We start from the raw sequence: 15,510 nt of genomic DNA, 5'->3' as shown, positions 1-15,510 counted from the left end.
GTCCTCCCTCAAATCTTCTTGCCGGCGACCGGGCCGGCCAGGCCGAACTCGACGCCGTCGAAGGTGACGGTGTCCGTGCTGAGCACTCCCGTGCGTATCCGTGTATCGGCGCCGATGAACCGTTCGAGTTCGTAGTGGGTCGCGAGCCCGCCCGTCGCGACGGGGCCGACCGGATCGGGCGGCGTGAAGGCCGGTATCTCCCGGAACTCGTGCCGCAGCGGCGGAATACCGGGGATGACGGTCGTCCCGGAGGTTTCGGGTTCCAACCACACCTGCTCGGAAAAGGTCACGCCGCGCGAGGCCGTCCGCACATAAAAAGCGTGCCGCCGGTCCTCGATGATGAAGGGCGCGTGCCACGCATCCGCCACGTAATACGAGGACTCGACCAGGCGCGTGAGGCTGGGGACGCTGATCAGGCGGCGCGTTTCGTCGGCCTTGGTGAAATGGCTGGTGTAGCGCGCGCTGAGGGCGCCATGGGAGATGGTGAGCTTTCGCGACTCGCCCAGGAGGAAGAAGAGCAGCCCCTCCATCGGCGGCACATCTTCGCTGCGGATCGGCGTGCCATGGGTGTTGTAGAGATAAAACGCGCCGCTGCCCGCGCCCGAGATCGACACGTGAAGAAAGTCGCCGGTCTCGGTCGCCTTCAAACGCAGGCTCGACCGATCGAACGCGTTGGCTCCCGCCGCCGCGAAGGTGCCGAGCATTGTGGGCCGGTCGGGATTCGACGCGCGCGCCGGCTGCCAGGCATCGCCGACCTTCTCGCTCCAATTCAAAATGGCGCTTACCGCTACCTGGGTGGTGCGTGCGGCGAAGCTCTTCATGTCGCCGCGCAGCGTGTCCATCTTCATGCTGGCGATGTTGTCGCCCACAGCTGAACTCGTATCCATGGCGTTCGGATCGATCAGCGGGTCCTTGCGGATCGTCAGCCAGAACAGGAAGAGGCGGCCGCGCCACACCACCGGTATGACTGGCGTGTCTTCGATATCGAGCTTGATCGGGTTCCAGGGCTGCCAGCTGCCGCCCTCCCGCGTGCGGTGGAAATATTTGCGGCCGGCGCCGTGGCTGCGCGAAATGACGTGGACCAGGTCGTCGGCAATGCCCGGGTCGCGCTCGGCGATGTGCATGCCGCAGGGTTCGAGCTTGGCCACCTCGTCGAGCTGCATGAGATAGGCGCCGAGCGCCTGCGCCGCCGTATCCTCGGTGATGTCGCTCTGCAGCAGCGAGCCCATCACCTCGCGGAAGGCGGGCGACTGGTCGTCGCGCAACTCCGGTTCCAGCCAGTTCTCGGGCCAGAGGAAAACCTTGCGGTTCGCCTCCCACACCCGGTAGCGCTTCATCCACTCCCACTGGTCGGCGCGGATGGCCGAGGGCGGGACACGCGGCTCCAGATTCATCATCGAACGCTCGATGAAAAGCTGGACCGAGGAGAGCGCCGCGCGGATCCGCGCGGTTTCCATGCAGGGCTGCATCTGTACATCGATCAGGAACAGCTCGAACAGGCGGTCCGCCGTGTCGATATGGCGTGTGGCGGGATCGAGCTGGAAGCGTTGCAGCACATGTGCGACCAGCGCGTCCCGTTCGCGGGCGCGCAGCCCGTCATTGACCGGCTTCAACAGGTCGCGCCATTCGGCATCGGAATAGCGGGCGCGAAGCGCGGATTGCAGCGCCGCCACCTGCGCGGCGCTCGGATCGACCGTTGCCGCCGCCATCAGGGCACCCGCAGGGATACGCAGCGCGATCACCGGCTCGATAGCCTCGGCGAGCCGCGCGAAGACGGCCGGACGCACGAGATCCGCCCGCGCCACGCCGAAACGTGCCAGCAGCATGTCAATCGACGCGCTGGACCAGCCGGTCATGGCTTCGAGCGCGGGCGAGCCATCGGGCATCGACGCCGTCGGCGCCGTCAACAGCGTCACCAACCGGTCGTCGTCGGGGGCGAGCTTCTGTCGAAGCGCGACGAACTGGCCGATGGTCGAGACGCGCGCCGCCAGCACGGGCTGCGGGAGGGCTTTCAGCTTCGGCGCGGCGGGCAGCGCGTTGAACCAGCCTTCGCCGTCGATCCGCCCGGCCGCGAAGCTGCCCAGCCAGCCAATCTCGGACGGCCGCAGCTTCAGGCCTGCCGCAAGCGAGGCGATGCCGACCAGCCTGCGCGTCGTCGCCGCCAGCCGCGCCATTGCGCCGTCCGGGTAGAAATGGCGCGAGGGCACGATCTGCCAGCCCGTCCCCTGTGCCGACCATCTTAGCCGCGCGCGCCCCTTGAAGCCTTCGATCGTTACCCGAAGCGGCACCGGAGTGCCGGCTGCCAGCGTCACCGGCCGCCGGTTCGAAAAGACGCTGCCCGACGCGTCGAGCGGCACCGTCTCGCCTGCGACCTGCACCGTGACGCTGGCGCCGGCATCGGTGTCGATGGAAAATCCGTAGACACCGGTCTCCGGCGCGTCGATCCAGCCCGACCAGACGGCCGAGATCGGCTCCATGGGCTGGGCGGGGTTGCCGGGAACGGCACGTGACGTCCCCGGCATCGCGTCGAGCGCGGCGACGAGCGGCACGTCCTGATCCGCCACGCCCTGCGCGGTGCCGCGCCAGTACACCCGCAGGCCCAGCCCGCCGGCGGCGATGCCGGCGAGGTCGGCCACCGCCGGGCGCGCGGGTGCCTCGTCGGCGTGCAGGAGCGCGGCATCCTGGGTGAGCTTCGCCACAAGTTCGGCGGGCGCCGCAATCGCGGTGGCGAATGTCTCGATCGCCTGGCGTTCCTTCCGGCGTGCTATGAGAGCGGGCAGGATGCCGTCGAGCAGCGCCTGCCGCCGCTCCTCGATCGGCGCCACCGACATGACGAAGGCATCGTGCAGCGGGCGCAGTTCCGGCAGGGCCGCAAAGATCGGCGCGGCCTGTGCCTCGCTCGCGCTTGCGAGAGCGTCAATGGCGGCGGAAAACGCCGCGGACACGCCCGGCACGGCCTTCAGTGCCGCCGCCCTGTCGGCAAGCAGCAGGCCGCCATAGGCCAGCCGCTTGCGCAGATCGTCATAGGCAAGGCGCTCGCCCCCGGCGACGGCGATGTCGGCTTCAAGCTCCGGCCCGCTGTGATCATAGTCGGTCTCCGTCACGGCCGTTCCATCGAGCAGGCCCACGAACGCGTCGGCGGTGGCCTGGCCGAACACCAGGGCGATGCGGCTGCGCGCGATATCACCGGTGGGATCGGCCGCCACAGCGAACTCGGCAGTGATGGCGCCCAGCGCGACACGAAGGCTGTGCGCGAGGGTGGCGATGGTCTCGGCCGACAGGGTGGATCGGCCACTTACATCGACACCCGCGAACAGCAGAAGCACGTCGGCAGGCTTCAGCCCGGCGGCCCGCAGCGCGGCGACGAAATCCACGAAGCGCAGGCACGGCGCCACGGCCGCCCCGTCCGCCTCCCCCTCCCCCGGGTCGCGGAAATCAGGCGCTGCAAAAGGGTCGAGGCCGCAGAAGACGATCATCTCCAGCAGTTCGCGCAGGCTCAGCTTCAGCGTCCGGGCAAGCCAGCCGTGCCGCGACAGCGCACTGATATTGCCGAGCGTCAGCGGCGTCGCGTCCGTGAAGCCGAGATGCGCCGCCAACAGCCCGAACTCGTCGCCGGTAAGGCTCAGGGCCGCGCGCAGCGTCTCGGCATGCGCGAACAGGCTCTCGTCGGGACGGCCGGGAAGGCCGCCATAGCCGTCATCGGCAAAGGCCGGGTCCGCCGCGAGAGTAACCGGGCTGAGAAACATCCGGGCATAGAGGGAGTCGGCACCTGACGTGCCGAGATCCGACCAGCACGCCAGAAGCCGGTCGAGATCGCGCCCCGGCTGCACCTTCAGCCGGTCCATCATCAGCAGCAGCGTTCCCAGCCGGTCGAGCAGCACGGCGAAACCGGCATCGAGCGCGGCGAGTTCAGCAGCCTCGTCGGCCGGCGCCGGCGCCTTGGGCATGAGGGCGACGATGGCGGCATCCACCTCGCCCATGCTCCATCCCAGCCGCCGCCACAGACGCAGGAATCGCAGCATGCGCCGGAAATCCACCGCCCGAAGTCGGTTCCGCGACGCGTCGGGTTCCGCCCTGCGCAGATGCGTATGATCGAACGAGCAGGGGTCAGCACTCGCGCCCTCATCCGTGAGCAGGATGAGCGACATGTAGCGCGCCGACACGGCATCGTTCTTCGCCCAGGCCACGACGTCGCCGCCATAGTCGGCGGCGTTCAGCCCCGCCGGCAGCAGGGCGCGGAAATCCGCCTCCGCGAGCGTGTTCGCCTTCAGCGCCGCCAGCGTCGTGAACGGCACATGCAGCCGTTCGAGCCGCGGGAGAAGCCCGCGCTCGGGGTTGACGAACTGCATACCCAGCAAACGTCCGAGTTCTTCATAGCCGATGCCGGCGCGGCGGGCGAAACCCTTGGCTTCGGACAGCGTCGCGATGACGGCATCCGGCGCCATGCCCCCGGCCAGGCCGGCGAGATCGGCGAGCGGAACGCTGCCATCGGTCAGCAGGCTTATTTCGGCGGGCGAAAGACCCACCCGTTCCCGCAGGATGTCGCGCCAGCCATAGCCGCCAGGAGCCGCTGCGCCGAGCGCCTCGCCGGGGCGCAGCGCCGTCATGACACTCCAGAGATGGGTATCGAGCGCCCGAAAATGCGCACGAAGCGCTTCGAGCCGCTGCGAGAAGGGCAGCGGCGGCGGGAACAGGGCGGTCTCCAGCTTCTGCCGCGCCGCCTCATCGGCATAAAGCGGTGCCGCCAGCAGGTCCGCCTGTCGATCCTCGGGGGTGACGTCGTGCCCGTCGAAGCCCGTCATGGCGAGGTCATGCGCCACGAAATGGGCGAGCATCTCGTTGACGAGGTCGATATGCGGGATCAGCACATTGGTGTTTTCGCAACTGAGCGCGAGCGCCGCAATATCAGGCCGACGTTCGAGCAGCACGTCGAGTGGGTTCGCCCCGGCAACGCTTGGCCGGTCGAGGAATTCCAGAAGATCGACCAGATAGGCCGCCGGGCTCAGCACGGAGCGGCAATGGTCGCAGCCGCAATAATCCATCGGTCCGAGCAATTGCTCGAGCGTAGGCATGGCGATCACGTCACCGCCCAGCCCCGGCGCCGCCTGGCCGGCGGCGTTCGCGGCCAGGAAGGAATTGGCGCGCCCGCCGATCACCGGTGCCTGCGCGCTGGTGACATAGGTGGTGGCGATCGACAGGACAGCGGCGTGAACCTGCGCCGCCTTGGCGTGAACGAGACGCGCGGCCGGCGCCCCTCCGAGGGCCTCGCCCATGGCGGAGGCAAACTCGTCCGGCCCATACCGCACCACGCTCGCGGCGGAATCGAACCCGCGCGACAGCATCGCCGCCATGCTCCGGTCGTCCGGGGTGATCTGGTAGACGCGATGAATGCGCTCGACGGCCGCCGTGACCTTCGGATCCGCCGCCGCCTCGATCCCCTCGCGACGCAGGAACTGCGCGACCGGCTGGGCGCCGATGGCGAAGCGTTGGTGATGCGTGTCGAGAAAGGCGTGCACCGCTTCCGCCGCCGTACCCTTCACCGGCAGATCGCCCGCGCGCACCTGCTCGGCAATGGACAGCGTCGGATAGGCAAGGCGGATCTGCGCGGCCAGCAGCGCGGCTGTCGTCTCGCGACGCTTTTCCTCGGTGTCCCCCTCGACGGCGGCGGGCACCGCATCGGCCACCAGCTCGCTCCAGCGGTCGGGCTTGAAATAGCCGCGCCGCGCAAGATCCGAGGGGTCGGCGATCGGCTTGTCCTGGGTCGCGTGCAGCTTGGCGATCAAGGGGGCATTGAGCAAGGTGAAGCTGCCGAGCCGGCCATCGAGCTTCAGACGCGCCGCACGCTCCGGTCCGAAATTCCGCTCCGCATCCTCCCAGAAAGCCTTGGCGTTCCCGCGATGGCGGTCGCGCAGGAGGGCGAACTGCCGCTGCTCGCCCTCATTCTTCAGCGTATCGGCAATGAGTTCGCGCAAGGTGGACGCGCCGGCCATGGCGGCGGCGTCCAATGCACGCGGGGCAGCGATCGCCCGGAACACGGCAAGCTGGCGTTCACGCTCGGCCTTGTCGGCCCGGGGTATGATGTCCGCGGCCTCCGCCGCCTCCCATGCGGCACGCACGGTGGCGGGCGGGCTCCTGTAGAGCGTGGCAGGCTCGGCCGGCAGCCCGGCACGGAAAAGCGCGTAGTAAAAACTGGGCGCCAGGCTTTCGCCGGCCTCGCTCTGGTCAGCCGAAAAACGATCGGCCAGCGCCGCCATTGCGACGGTGCGGGCATCCCAGCCCGATTTGTTGGCCAGATAGGTGATGTCGTTGTGCTTGCCGTCCTCGCGCAAATCGCGCAGCGGCAGGCTCAGGCGCCGCTTCAGGCTTGCTGACAGCGCCTCGAACTCCCCCCCGCCGGTGCGGGCATCCGCCGGCAGCACGAGGTCGATCGTCTCAATGGGCCCGGCATCGTAGCGGATGTCGGAGGCCGCGACGACCCGCTCGCCCTCCACCGCCTGCAGCAGCAGGTCCGGGCGGTCCTTGCCGCGCTCGGCCAAGGCGCGGCCGGGCGTAAAGGAAAACGCGTAGCGTCCGTCATCGCCGCAGGTGCCGGCGGCGAGTTCCACGAGGCCCGCCGCCCCGCTTGGGTTGACGTCGTAGAGCCGGAGCGAAATCCCCGAGACGGCCGGCCGGCCCGACCCGCCGACCTTACCCCTCACCGTGAACAACTGCGCCTCCTCTGCGGCCGGCAGGGCAATATCGATGCGCTCCAGCGCGCCCGAGACCCTCCGGGGCTTTGACGCGGCGAGGCGCTCCTGCGCCGGGGTGACCACCACGACGCTGAGCGCCGTCTCTTCGCCAGGCACCGGAAGATAGCGGATCGCGTAGCCGCCCATGGCGTCCACATCGTCCTGACCAACCCGTATCGCCCCCGCCCGCGTCTCCAAAAAAGCCAGAACGGTCAGCCCGCGCGGCAACGGCGCCTTGTCGGCAGTGACCTGTCCGGCGACGATGCGAACCCCATCCGTCGCCGTTCGGTCCAGAAGACCGAGCTTCTCAAGCAGCGCGTTGATGGCCGCAGCGGTCTTCTCGCCCACTTCCCCGGAAGATCCCTCATCGAGCCGGGACTCGTCCTGGAACACCGCCACGGTCTTTCGGGTCGCGTCGCCGTATGAGCCGCGCTCCCGCGCGATGGCTTCGGCGAGCGCCCTACGGGTCGCCTCGTCCCGCACGACGATGGCGTCGCGTGCGAGGAGACCCTCAAGAGCCAGTTGCAACCCACGTATCGAGCCTTCGTCCGCGTGCGGCGTGATCGGAAAGGTGACACGGTTCATGGAACGGCTCCCGAAACGGTGGCGACGATCGAGGGGCTAGTGGAACCATCCCGTGACGGTGCGCTGGATGGCCATTGTCGGCGCTACGGTGATCGCGCTGAGGCCGGCGGTGACGGCTCCCGCGATGCGGGCATTATCGGTAGACAGGCCGACGCGTTTGGCGACCCCTTCGACGGCGGCTCCGTGCTCCGCCGCGACATCGCTGATGCCGAGAAGCTGGTCCGCCGCCTCCCCCACCGCGACGCCGAGACGCCCGGCATCGACCACGTCGCCAACCACCGGCACGAGGCCGACCACGTCGAGCGTGGCGGAACCCATATTGCCTTGTGATGCCTCATAGGCCGCCGAGGTCGCGCCAGCGCCCATGCCGACGAAGGGGATGACCTTCAGCGCCTTGGTTCCCAGCTTCTTCAGCACGGTTTTCGCACCTGTCTTGGCGGCGGATTTGGCGGCTGTCTTGGAGGCGACCTCGAGGCCTTCGGCCCCGGCTGCAAGCACCTTGGCCTCCGTGCCGAGAGCCTTGGCCTCGGTCGTGGCGGCCTTTGCCTCGGCCTTGGCCGCTGCCCGCTCGCGCGCGGCGGCGGTGTTCGGTCCTTCGGTCACCCGGCCGGTGGTCGCGTCGATGTCGGCATCGGCCCCGGAAAGATTGACCGATCCCGCCTCGGGTGTCGGCAGATTGGGGGCGCCCGCCGCCGCATTGAACTTCGAGTTGACGGTCACGCCCTGCTGGCCGAGGGCGGCGTGGCCCGACTGGATCTTGCCGCCACCATACTTGATGTCGCCGACCTTTTCGGCTTGACCGGCGGACAGCGTGGAGCCCGGCGCAAGGGTCTGGCCCTGAGGCATGGCGACAAGATCGAGATTCTGGTGTCCGCCAATAGGACTGCCGCCGATCTGGGTGACAACCCCCGTCTGTTTGTTGACCGCCACCTCGGAGTAGACCCGGTCTGCTCCCTCGAAACCGGCCGTCTGCATCTTGCCGACGACGTCGGTCGCCTGCTGGTGGGCCGCGGTGCCGAACGGACTCGCATTCCCCGAATTGAATGTCGGCGGGGTCAATTGGCCTTGCTGGAAGCCCGCCTGGTTGCGAATGAAGGTGAAGAGATCATCGACACTGTTGCTGCCGGCCAGCCCCCCCGGGTCCACCAGCCCGATCGGGTCATTGCCCGCATAAGCGTAGCGATTGCTTCCGTCGGCGAGACCCGCCGGGTCGGGCGACGTCCAGCGGCCGAGCCAGGGGGCGTAATAGCGCGCCCCCAGATGATACAGGCCGCTTTCCTCATCGCGCTCACGGCCGAGGAAACGGAAGCGTTTCGGCGTCTCGGTCTGCGACCGCACCGCCTGATAGGAAGTGCCGCCGAAGGGGAAGTATTCCTCGTAGGAAATGACGGCTCCGGTCTCGTCGAGTTCCAGCGATACCGAGCCCTGATGGCTCGAGAAGGTGTAGCGCCAGAGCTGCGCCGGTCCCGGGTCGACCCCCATCGTGCGCGTCTCGACGATCGCGACGCGCTCGCTGCCGAAGGCGAGGTGAAGCGTCTCGCGCTCGACCGTCACCGTCGTCCCGTCCGCCGCATAGTCGCGGCGGATCTCGATGGGGCCGAGCGCGATGACCTCGGATCGACGGCGCGGATCGCCATTTGCCGGCGACGCGCGGTCGGTGATCTTGCGGACCCGCTCGCCACCGGCGGCATAGACATAGCGCGTGGTCTCCGGCGTACCGGCATTCACCGCCTGGCGCGCGCTGGCGACGAGATGGTCCTGCTCATCCCAAAGCAGCAGGGACAGATGCGGCATCGAGGACATCCGCCCGTGGCCGTCATGAGCGAAGACGACGTCCGGCAGCCCGGAGACGCTCATCCCGGTGAGACGGTCTCCGCTCGCCGCCGCATCCGTCAGCGCAGGCGCGTCATAGTGATAGTCGCGCGTCCAGCTTCCGCTCTCGGCTGTATGGCTGACACGCGCGAGATTGCCCACGTCGTCATGTTCATATCGTTCGAGATAGGTGCCCATGGCGAGGCCGTCGCCGGGGTGCGGCAGGCGCTGGCGCCCCTCCTCCCACGCATCGGCGGCGGTCGGCGCCTGGGTGACGCCCGCTGTCTGGCCCAGATGCTCGCGGCCGCGCGCCGCCACCAGACGATAGGCCGCGTCATAGGTAAAGTCCTGCCCCGGCTCGACCCGTCGGTTGCGGAAATAAACAACGCTCTGCCGGTCGGCTCCGTCCCGCACACGCGTCACATTCCCCACCGGGTCGTAGGCATAGGCGAGTTCCTGCACCAGCCGCTCGACGTCCGGCCATGCGCTGCCACGGTCAGCCGTCAGCCGGCGCAGGCGGAACGTCTCGGGATCGTGCTCATGGCGCAGCTCGGCGCCATTGCCGAACCGGATCCATGCACGCTGCCCCTTCGCGTCGTGTCGGCAATCCCTTACGACGCGACGGTCGGCCGTCGCGGGGTCGAGCAGGGCGTCGGGGGCCCCGGGCTGGCGCACCCAGACATCCATGGTCGCGGCCAGGCCACCATCGCCATAGCCAATGCGAATGACCGAGGGGCGCATCCCCTCGCGGTGCGGGGCGACAATCTGCACGGCGCGTCCGAGCGCATCGTGCCGGGTGAGCGAGACATAGCGCTCGCCGAGTGCGAGCAAGGGCGCGGCGGCAGCGTCCAGCGCATCCGCGCCGGTCAGCGCGTCGAGCGCCGCCCAGTCCGGCGCCGCGCGCCAGCCGCGTGCAAGATGGCGCGCGGCGCTCAGGAGATTGCCGGCGAAATCATAGGCCTCGCTTTCGCTGAGGCCGGCTCCGTCATAGGCCCGCCACAGACGGCCGCGCAGGTTCCGCCCGGGCGGTGCCGTCTCGCCATAGATCGAAAGGTCGCGCAGAAATTCGGCGCCGTCCCGGGCCACGAAGCGATGGGTCGGGCGGCCCAACGCATCGTAGCGGTGCCGGATACGGTGCCCCATCGCGTCCCAGGCGAGGACAACGTTGCCGCGAATATCCGGCAGCACCCGCCGCTCGCCGTCGTCCATCCCCCGCCGGAAAAGCGGCCGGCCAATGAAGTCATAGCCGGCAAGGAAGCGGTCCCCGCTGGCGTGCGTGCCATGCTCGGTCACGCGGCGCAGGCGTGCGTCGACGACGGCGAGCGTTCGTCCGGCATCGTCACGCGCGGTACGGCCGGCTATGCGCCTGTCCCCCATGTCCGTCACCGCAAGGGCGATCTCGCCCAGCACATCGAAATGGGAAATGTCGGGCGTCGCCCCATGTGCGCGCGCCTTGGTGGCGGCGTCCGTTTCGGCCGCCCGCGCCTCGGCGGTGGCGCCGACCTCCCCGGCCTCCCGGCGTTGGCGCCAGGAGCGGAAGGCTTCCGGCGCCGCCCCCAGCAAGCGCACGAAAGCACGGCCGACGTCGGGGTCCTCACGCGGGTCGGCAATTGCTGTCGTATCGTTGGCGTCCCAGACCTCCTGCCGCCATGGGCCGATGGTCGCCTTTGTCCAGCTCTTGTCGGGCATCAGCACGGCGCTGGGGCGCCCCAGCGGGTCGTAGAGCGTGGTGACGCCCACCCCTTCCGCCCGGCCCGGCTCATATTCGGCTTTGCCGGTGAAGAAGGGGTCGTAGGTTCGTAGCGGGCGGCCTTTATTGTCGCATATCGTCCAGCCGGTGCAGGTCCAGCGCGGCGCGACATCCGCGCCACCCGGCGTCACCGGCCCCGGCTCTGCCAGCGACTTCACCTGGATTTCGCGGGCGTAGCCGTCGCAATGGCTGAGCCCGATGCTGACCCGATCGGACAGTCCCGCATCCGCCCCGAGAGCGTGGCGCTCCCGCGCCAGCCGTGCCGTCCAGCAAGGTGTCGGCGCGGGCTGGGCGCGGGTCCTGAAATAGGCAAAGGCATCATGCAGAACCCGCGACGAGGCCTGCCCCATCGCGTCATGCGCACGGCCGACCGGATCGCTCGCGAAGGCGGCCAGATCCTGTGTGTCCGGGTCGGCCTCGAAGCCGGTGAGATCGCCCCCGAGCACGCTGCCCTCCGGCCCGCGTACGGCGATTGCGACGACCCGGCACAACGCATCGAAGGCAACTTCAACCCGGTTGCCATTGGCGTCGGTCGTACGGAAGGGCTGCATCACCCGCCAGTCGATGGCCGCACGAACGCTGTTCCCCACGGCATCGACCGTCTCATCGGGCATCAGGTCATGGGCGTGATGGATGCGCGCCGCGCTGCCGAACGGATCGACCGTCCGGCGGATCAGGAAAAAATGCGCCCGCGCCTCGATCGCCTCATCGGCCGGCAGATCGCCGTCGCCCGGCGACAGAAAGGCGCGACCCGACGGGCGCCACCAGCCGGTGTGGTCGGCAAGCCGGACATATCCGGCGGCCGGGAGATCGCCCTCGCCTATCCTGTCGCCATAGACCTGCGCCAGCAGCTCCGGGGTGAAGACCAGCTCCCAGTTCTCGCCGGTGAGCGCCAGCGGCTCCAGCTTTCCCAGCGGCAGCAGGCCGGTAAAATCGTCACGACGGTACTGGGTGCGCAGACGCGAGAGAACACGCCGGCGGGGCGTGGCCGGTTCAGGCGAGGTGCCGTCGATGTCGCCGGCATTCACCTGTTCGGCAGGTTCATCATGAGCACCCGTCCACAACGACGCCCACAGGCTGTCGAGTTCCTCGAAACGGAAGCGGTTGGTGAGCCCGGGCCGGTTCGCCGCCGGCGACGCGCCGGTGATCGCCGCCGTCATCGTCTCGGCGACCAAAGGCAGGCGGTGCGCGTGCGGGAATGCCGCCGGATCATCCAGCGCCTCGGTCAGCCGGCGCTCGCTGGCGGTGATACGGACCCGACCCTGGTCGCGGCCGAGCATGGCCTGAAAGCCCGCGGCCAACGTGGGTTCCGGCACCGCCGCGGGCGGGCGTCGCGGATAGGCGACCGAGACGCTGCGCAGAGCATTGCCGAAGCGGTCGGTCTCCAGCGTCAGTTCGTGCGAACAGCGCGGATCGGACGCATCGCGCTCATAGTGCAGGCTCAGGCTCTCTCGCGGACGAACGGCGAAGACGCTGTTGCGGTTCGGCCCGCGCGGCTGGACCCGCACGATGGCGGGGCTGGTCTCCGTCACCGTATAGGGGATGGCCTCGCGGGAGCTGCCATCCTGCGCGTAGACCTCGCTGCGGAGCAGCGTGCCGCGCAGCGCGCGGACCGCCTCCGCCATTTCGCGGGCGGAAAGCCCCGGGGGCAGAACCGGTTCCGGCAACCGCATGGCGGCGCGGTCCTCCGCCCGCAGCGGATCGCGCAGCGAGGGCTCGCACCATGCTTCGGCGGCGAAGCGGTGCGCAATCTCGCGGCCCTCGATCAGCGCGCCGGTGTGAAACCAGCTACGTGTCAGGACAGGCGGCGACCAGGTGGCGCTGTCCCAATTGTCGGCGGTCTCGCCGTCGCGCGGCTCCTCGCTGTCCCATTGCTCGACGAGACCGAAGCCGGCAAATTCGCGCTCCTCGCCATCATAATGACCGTGGTGATAGGCGTAGCGCGTCACGGTGCGGAGGCGGGCGATGTGGTCGATGGCCTCCGTCCGCTCGACCACATGGACCGGGAACGGTATCCGCGTCACCCAGGGCTGCCCCCGCTCGGCGTCCTCGACCGCGAAGCGGGTGGAGGGAGCGTAGCCGACCCGTGTCTCGGCCCCGAGATTGTTCCGCACCCCGATCAGCAGATGCGGCTTGCGGCCCCGCATGAGATCGATGTAGCGCACCGTGTGGCCGCGCCCGTCGCCATGTGCCGACGACCAGACGAGAGCGGCCGTTCCGGTGCCGAGCAGGTCCGTCAGCTCGACGAAGGCGCCGAGGTCAGCGTCGGGCAGGCGCGCGATGCGCTGTGCATCGGAAAAGCCATTGCCGCCGCGGTTGAAGGCCGCCTCGACCCCGTTCTCTCCGAGATAGAGCAGGTCGGCCGCGCCGGAGCCGTCAATGTCGGCAAGCCGCAGCCTTGCCGGATCGAAACGGGCGCGATCGGCGAAGCGCGGCGCGTTCTCCATGCTGACGCGCCGGCCGAAATGGCCGTGGCCGAGATTCGGCCAATAGCACACCTCGCCGAAGCGCAGCCGGACGAGGTCGCTCAGGCCGTCTCCCGTCATGTCGGCAAGCTGGATGCTCTCATCCGCGCCCGGCTCCGAGAACAGCACGCGGGGGCCGGCGCGCTCGTCCAATGGCAGCGGACGGCGCAGCGCGGGATCGAACCCCGCCTCGCCGCGCGAGATGTGGAAGACGAGCGCGGCATCGGTGGTGATGATGACATCGGCTCGTCCATCGCCGGTGAGGTCGATGAAGCGCAGGTCAGGGTCGTCCCAGTCGATGCGCGGCAGCGAGCGGAACGGCCGGAACGGCTCCCAGGAGCCATCCGCGCGACGCTCGAAAAGCCCGGGCAGCGGCGATTGCCAGAAGACGAGATCGGGCCGCCCGTCGCCGGCGAGGTCGAGTATCTGACCGCCGAGGCCATTCGGCGCGCAACCGGGGCCGGGAACCACCGCAAGTTCGCGCGCCGCAGCGAAGCGGGCGCCGGGAATCCGCGTGCCGTCAGGACCCGGCGAGAGGCTCGCGGCGCTCAGATTCGCCCGATAGTTCCAGCTTCCCTGGCCGCGCTCGAGAATTCCGGGCCGGCCATCGCCGTCGAGATCGACCAGCTGCACCTTACGCCCGTCAATGCCGCTCGCGAGTTGGTTCCCCGCCGCCGTCTCGACCGTCATCAGCTCGGGGTGGAGAGCGGCGGCGGCGTAGTCGAACTCGAGCGGGGGCATCGCGCGACGCAGATAGGTTCCCGGCGCGCGACGGCGATAGCCCGCCTGGGTGACCGAGGCCAGCAGGCTGTGCAGCGGCCCCAGTCCCGCTGGCGATCCGGTTTCATCGGCGTAGCCAAGGTCCACCGATCGTACGAGGCACTCCTCGCCGCACGAGGCTTCCTCCGGGAAATTATGGAACATCAGAATACGGCGGCACCGGCGATAGCTGCGCAGCTCGAACCCTGGCCGGCACGATGAGAACGGATCGGGCCGCACCTCCCAGGCGCGGTCGGGCGCGGGGCGGGGCGCATCTGGATCGTGATCGCCATAGTCGAGGACCACCTGATGGCGCCACAGCGTCGGCAGCGCCGCCGGCGCGCCCTCGGGGCTCAGATCCGGATGCCACGGTGTGTCGGCGCTGTAGCGGATGCTTTTCAGATAGAGCTGCGCCCCGATGAAACGCCGGTCGCGGTTCTGTTCATTAAGGGCGTGGAGATCGACGCCGGTGTCGTTCTCCGCCACGTGGTCGTAGAGGGCAAGATTGCCCTTGTCGTCGTAGACCCTGGACAGAAGCCAGCAGAAGCAGCGGCGGGGATCCGTGGGATCGGCGATCCGCGAGGCGGGCGAGTCGCCATAGATCGAGGTGATATTGGTCGGGTCGATGACGCGCCAGAAGCTCTCATCCCCCTGCCTTGCGCACCATAATTCGATACGGGCGTAAGCCCCCTCCGTTCGCGGGCGGAACGACGACACCTCGAAATCCCGGCCATGCAGACGATCCGGCCGGCGCAGCGGCTGATCTGCGCCGTCGAGCGTTCGCACCAGCGCCTCGGAACCCGAAAGAAGGAACTCGTCGCTGTCCCGATCATCAAGATATGCCGGCAAGCCGCGATCAGTGCCCCGCGAGATGGCCGGGCAGTCGATGCTCCAGCCAAGGCCAAACGGCCCGTTTCCGGCACCGCTGTCATAGCTGAGGCCGAGGCCCGAGAATACGGGACCACGCCCGGACGTCAGCGGCAGCGGCAGGGCAAGGCGCCCGGTTCCGGTAGCCGGATTGACGGAATAGGTTTCGCCTATCCCGCGGACCGCACCGCCGCCTTTTGGAAGTGAAAGACTGGGAAAGACCGGCTGCTGACCCGGCGCACCGGCATGCTTGCCACGCGGGCTAACGCCGGCCGAAGAAATCTCTCGTGCAGAAGAAGAAGGCACAGCTGAAAGCATGGAACCTCAGCACAGGCCGCAACAAAATAAGGTAAACAGACCTCACATACACTGCAATACCGACATACCTCTACAGGTAATGCCGATATCTTTTTCTTTATCGGAGCGCGAATTTCCGACGAAAACAAAGACCTGTCAATATGAGTATCTGTTTCTGATCTCATAGCGGATGCCGCAGTAGAGCGCCCCCTATCCGGCAGACCGCGCCCCGGCGCCGTCGCGGCGC

2 protein-coding genes are annotated in these 15,510 nt (G+C 68.6%); both read right to left on the bottom strand.

Going from position 1 to position 15,510, the window contains the following annotated elements; all coding sequences use genetic code 11:
- Positions 1–8: 8 nt before the first annotated feature.
- On the bottom strand, positions 9–7,313 hold the full coding sequence (locus ACQY76_RS10785; RefSeq protein ID WP_428032866.1) for a neuraminidase-like domain-containing protein: 7,305 nt from the start codon (positions 7,311–7,313) through the stop codon (positions 9–11).
- 36 nt (positions 7,314–7,349) lie between these two features.
- Positions 7,350–15,284 (bottom strand): SpvB/TcaC N-terminal domain-containing protein, encoded by a 7,935-nt coding sequence (locus ACQY76_RS10780; RefSeq protein WP_428032865.1) that lies wholly within the window; start codon positions 15,282–15,284, stop codon positions 7,350–7,352.
- Positions 15,285–15,510 lie beyond the last annotated feature (226 nt).

It is taken from the genome of Ancylobacter sp., from assembly GCF_965279025.1.
Taxonomy (GTDB): Bacteria; Pseudomonadota; Alphaproteobacteria; order Rhizobiales; family Xanthobacteraceae; genus Ancylobacter.
Note: the sequence above shows the minus strand (reverse complement) of the source record. Positions and strands in the feature narration are given on the sequence as shown.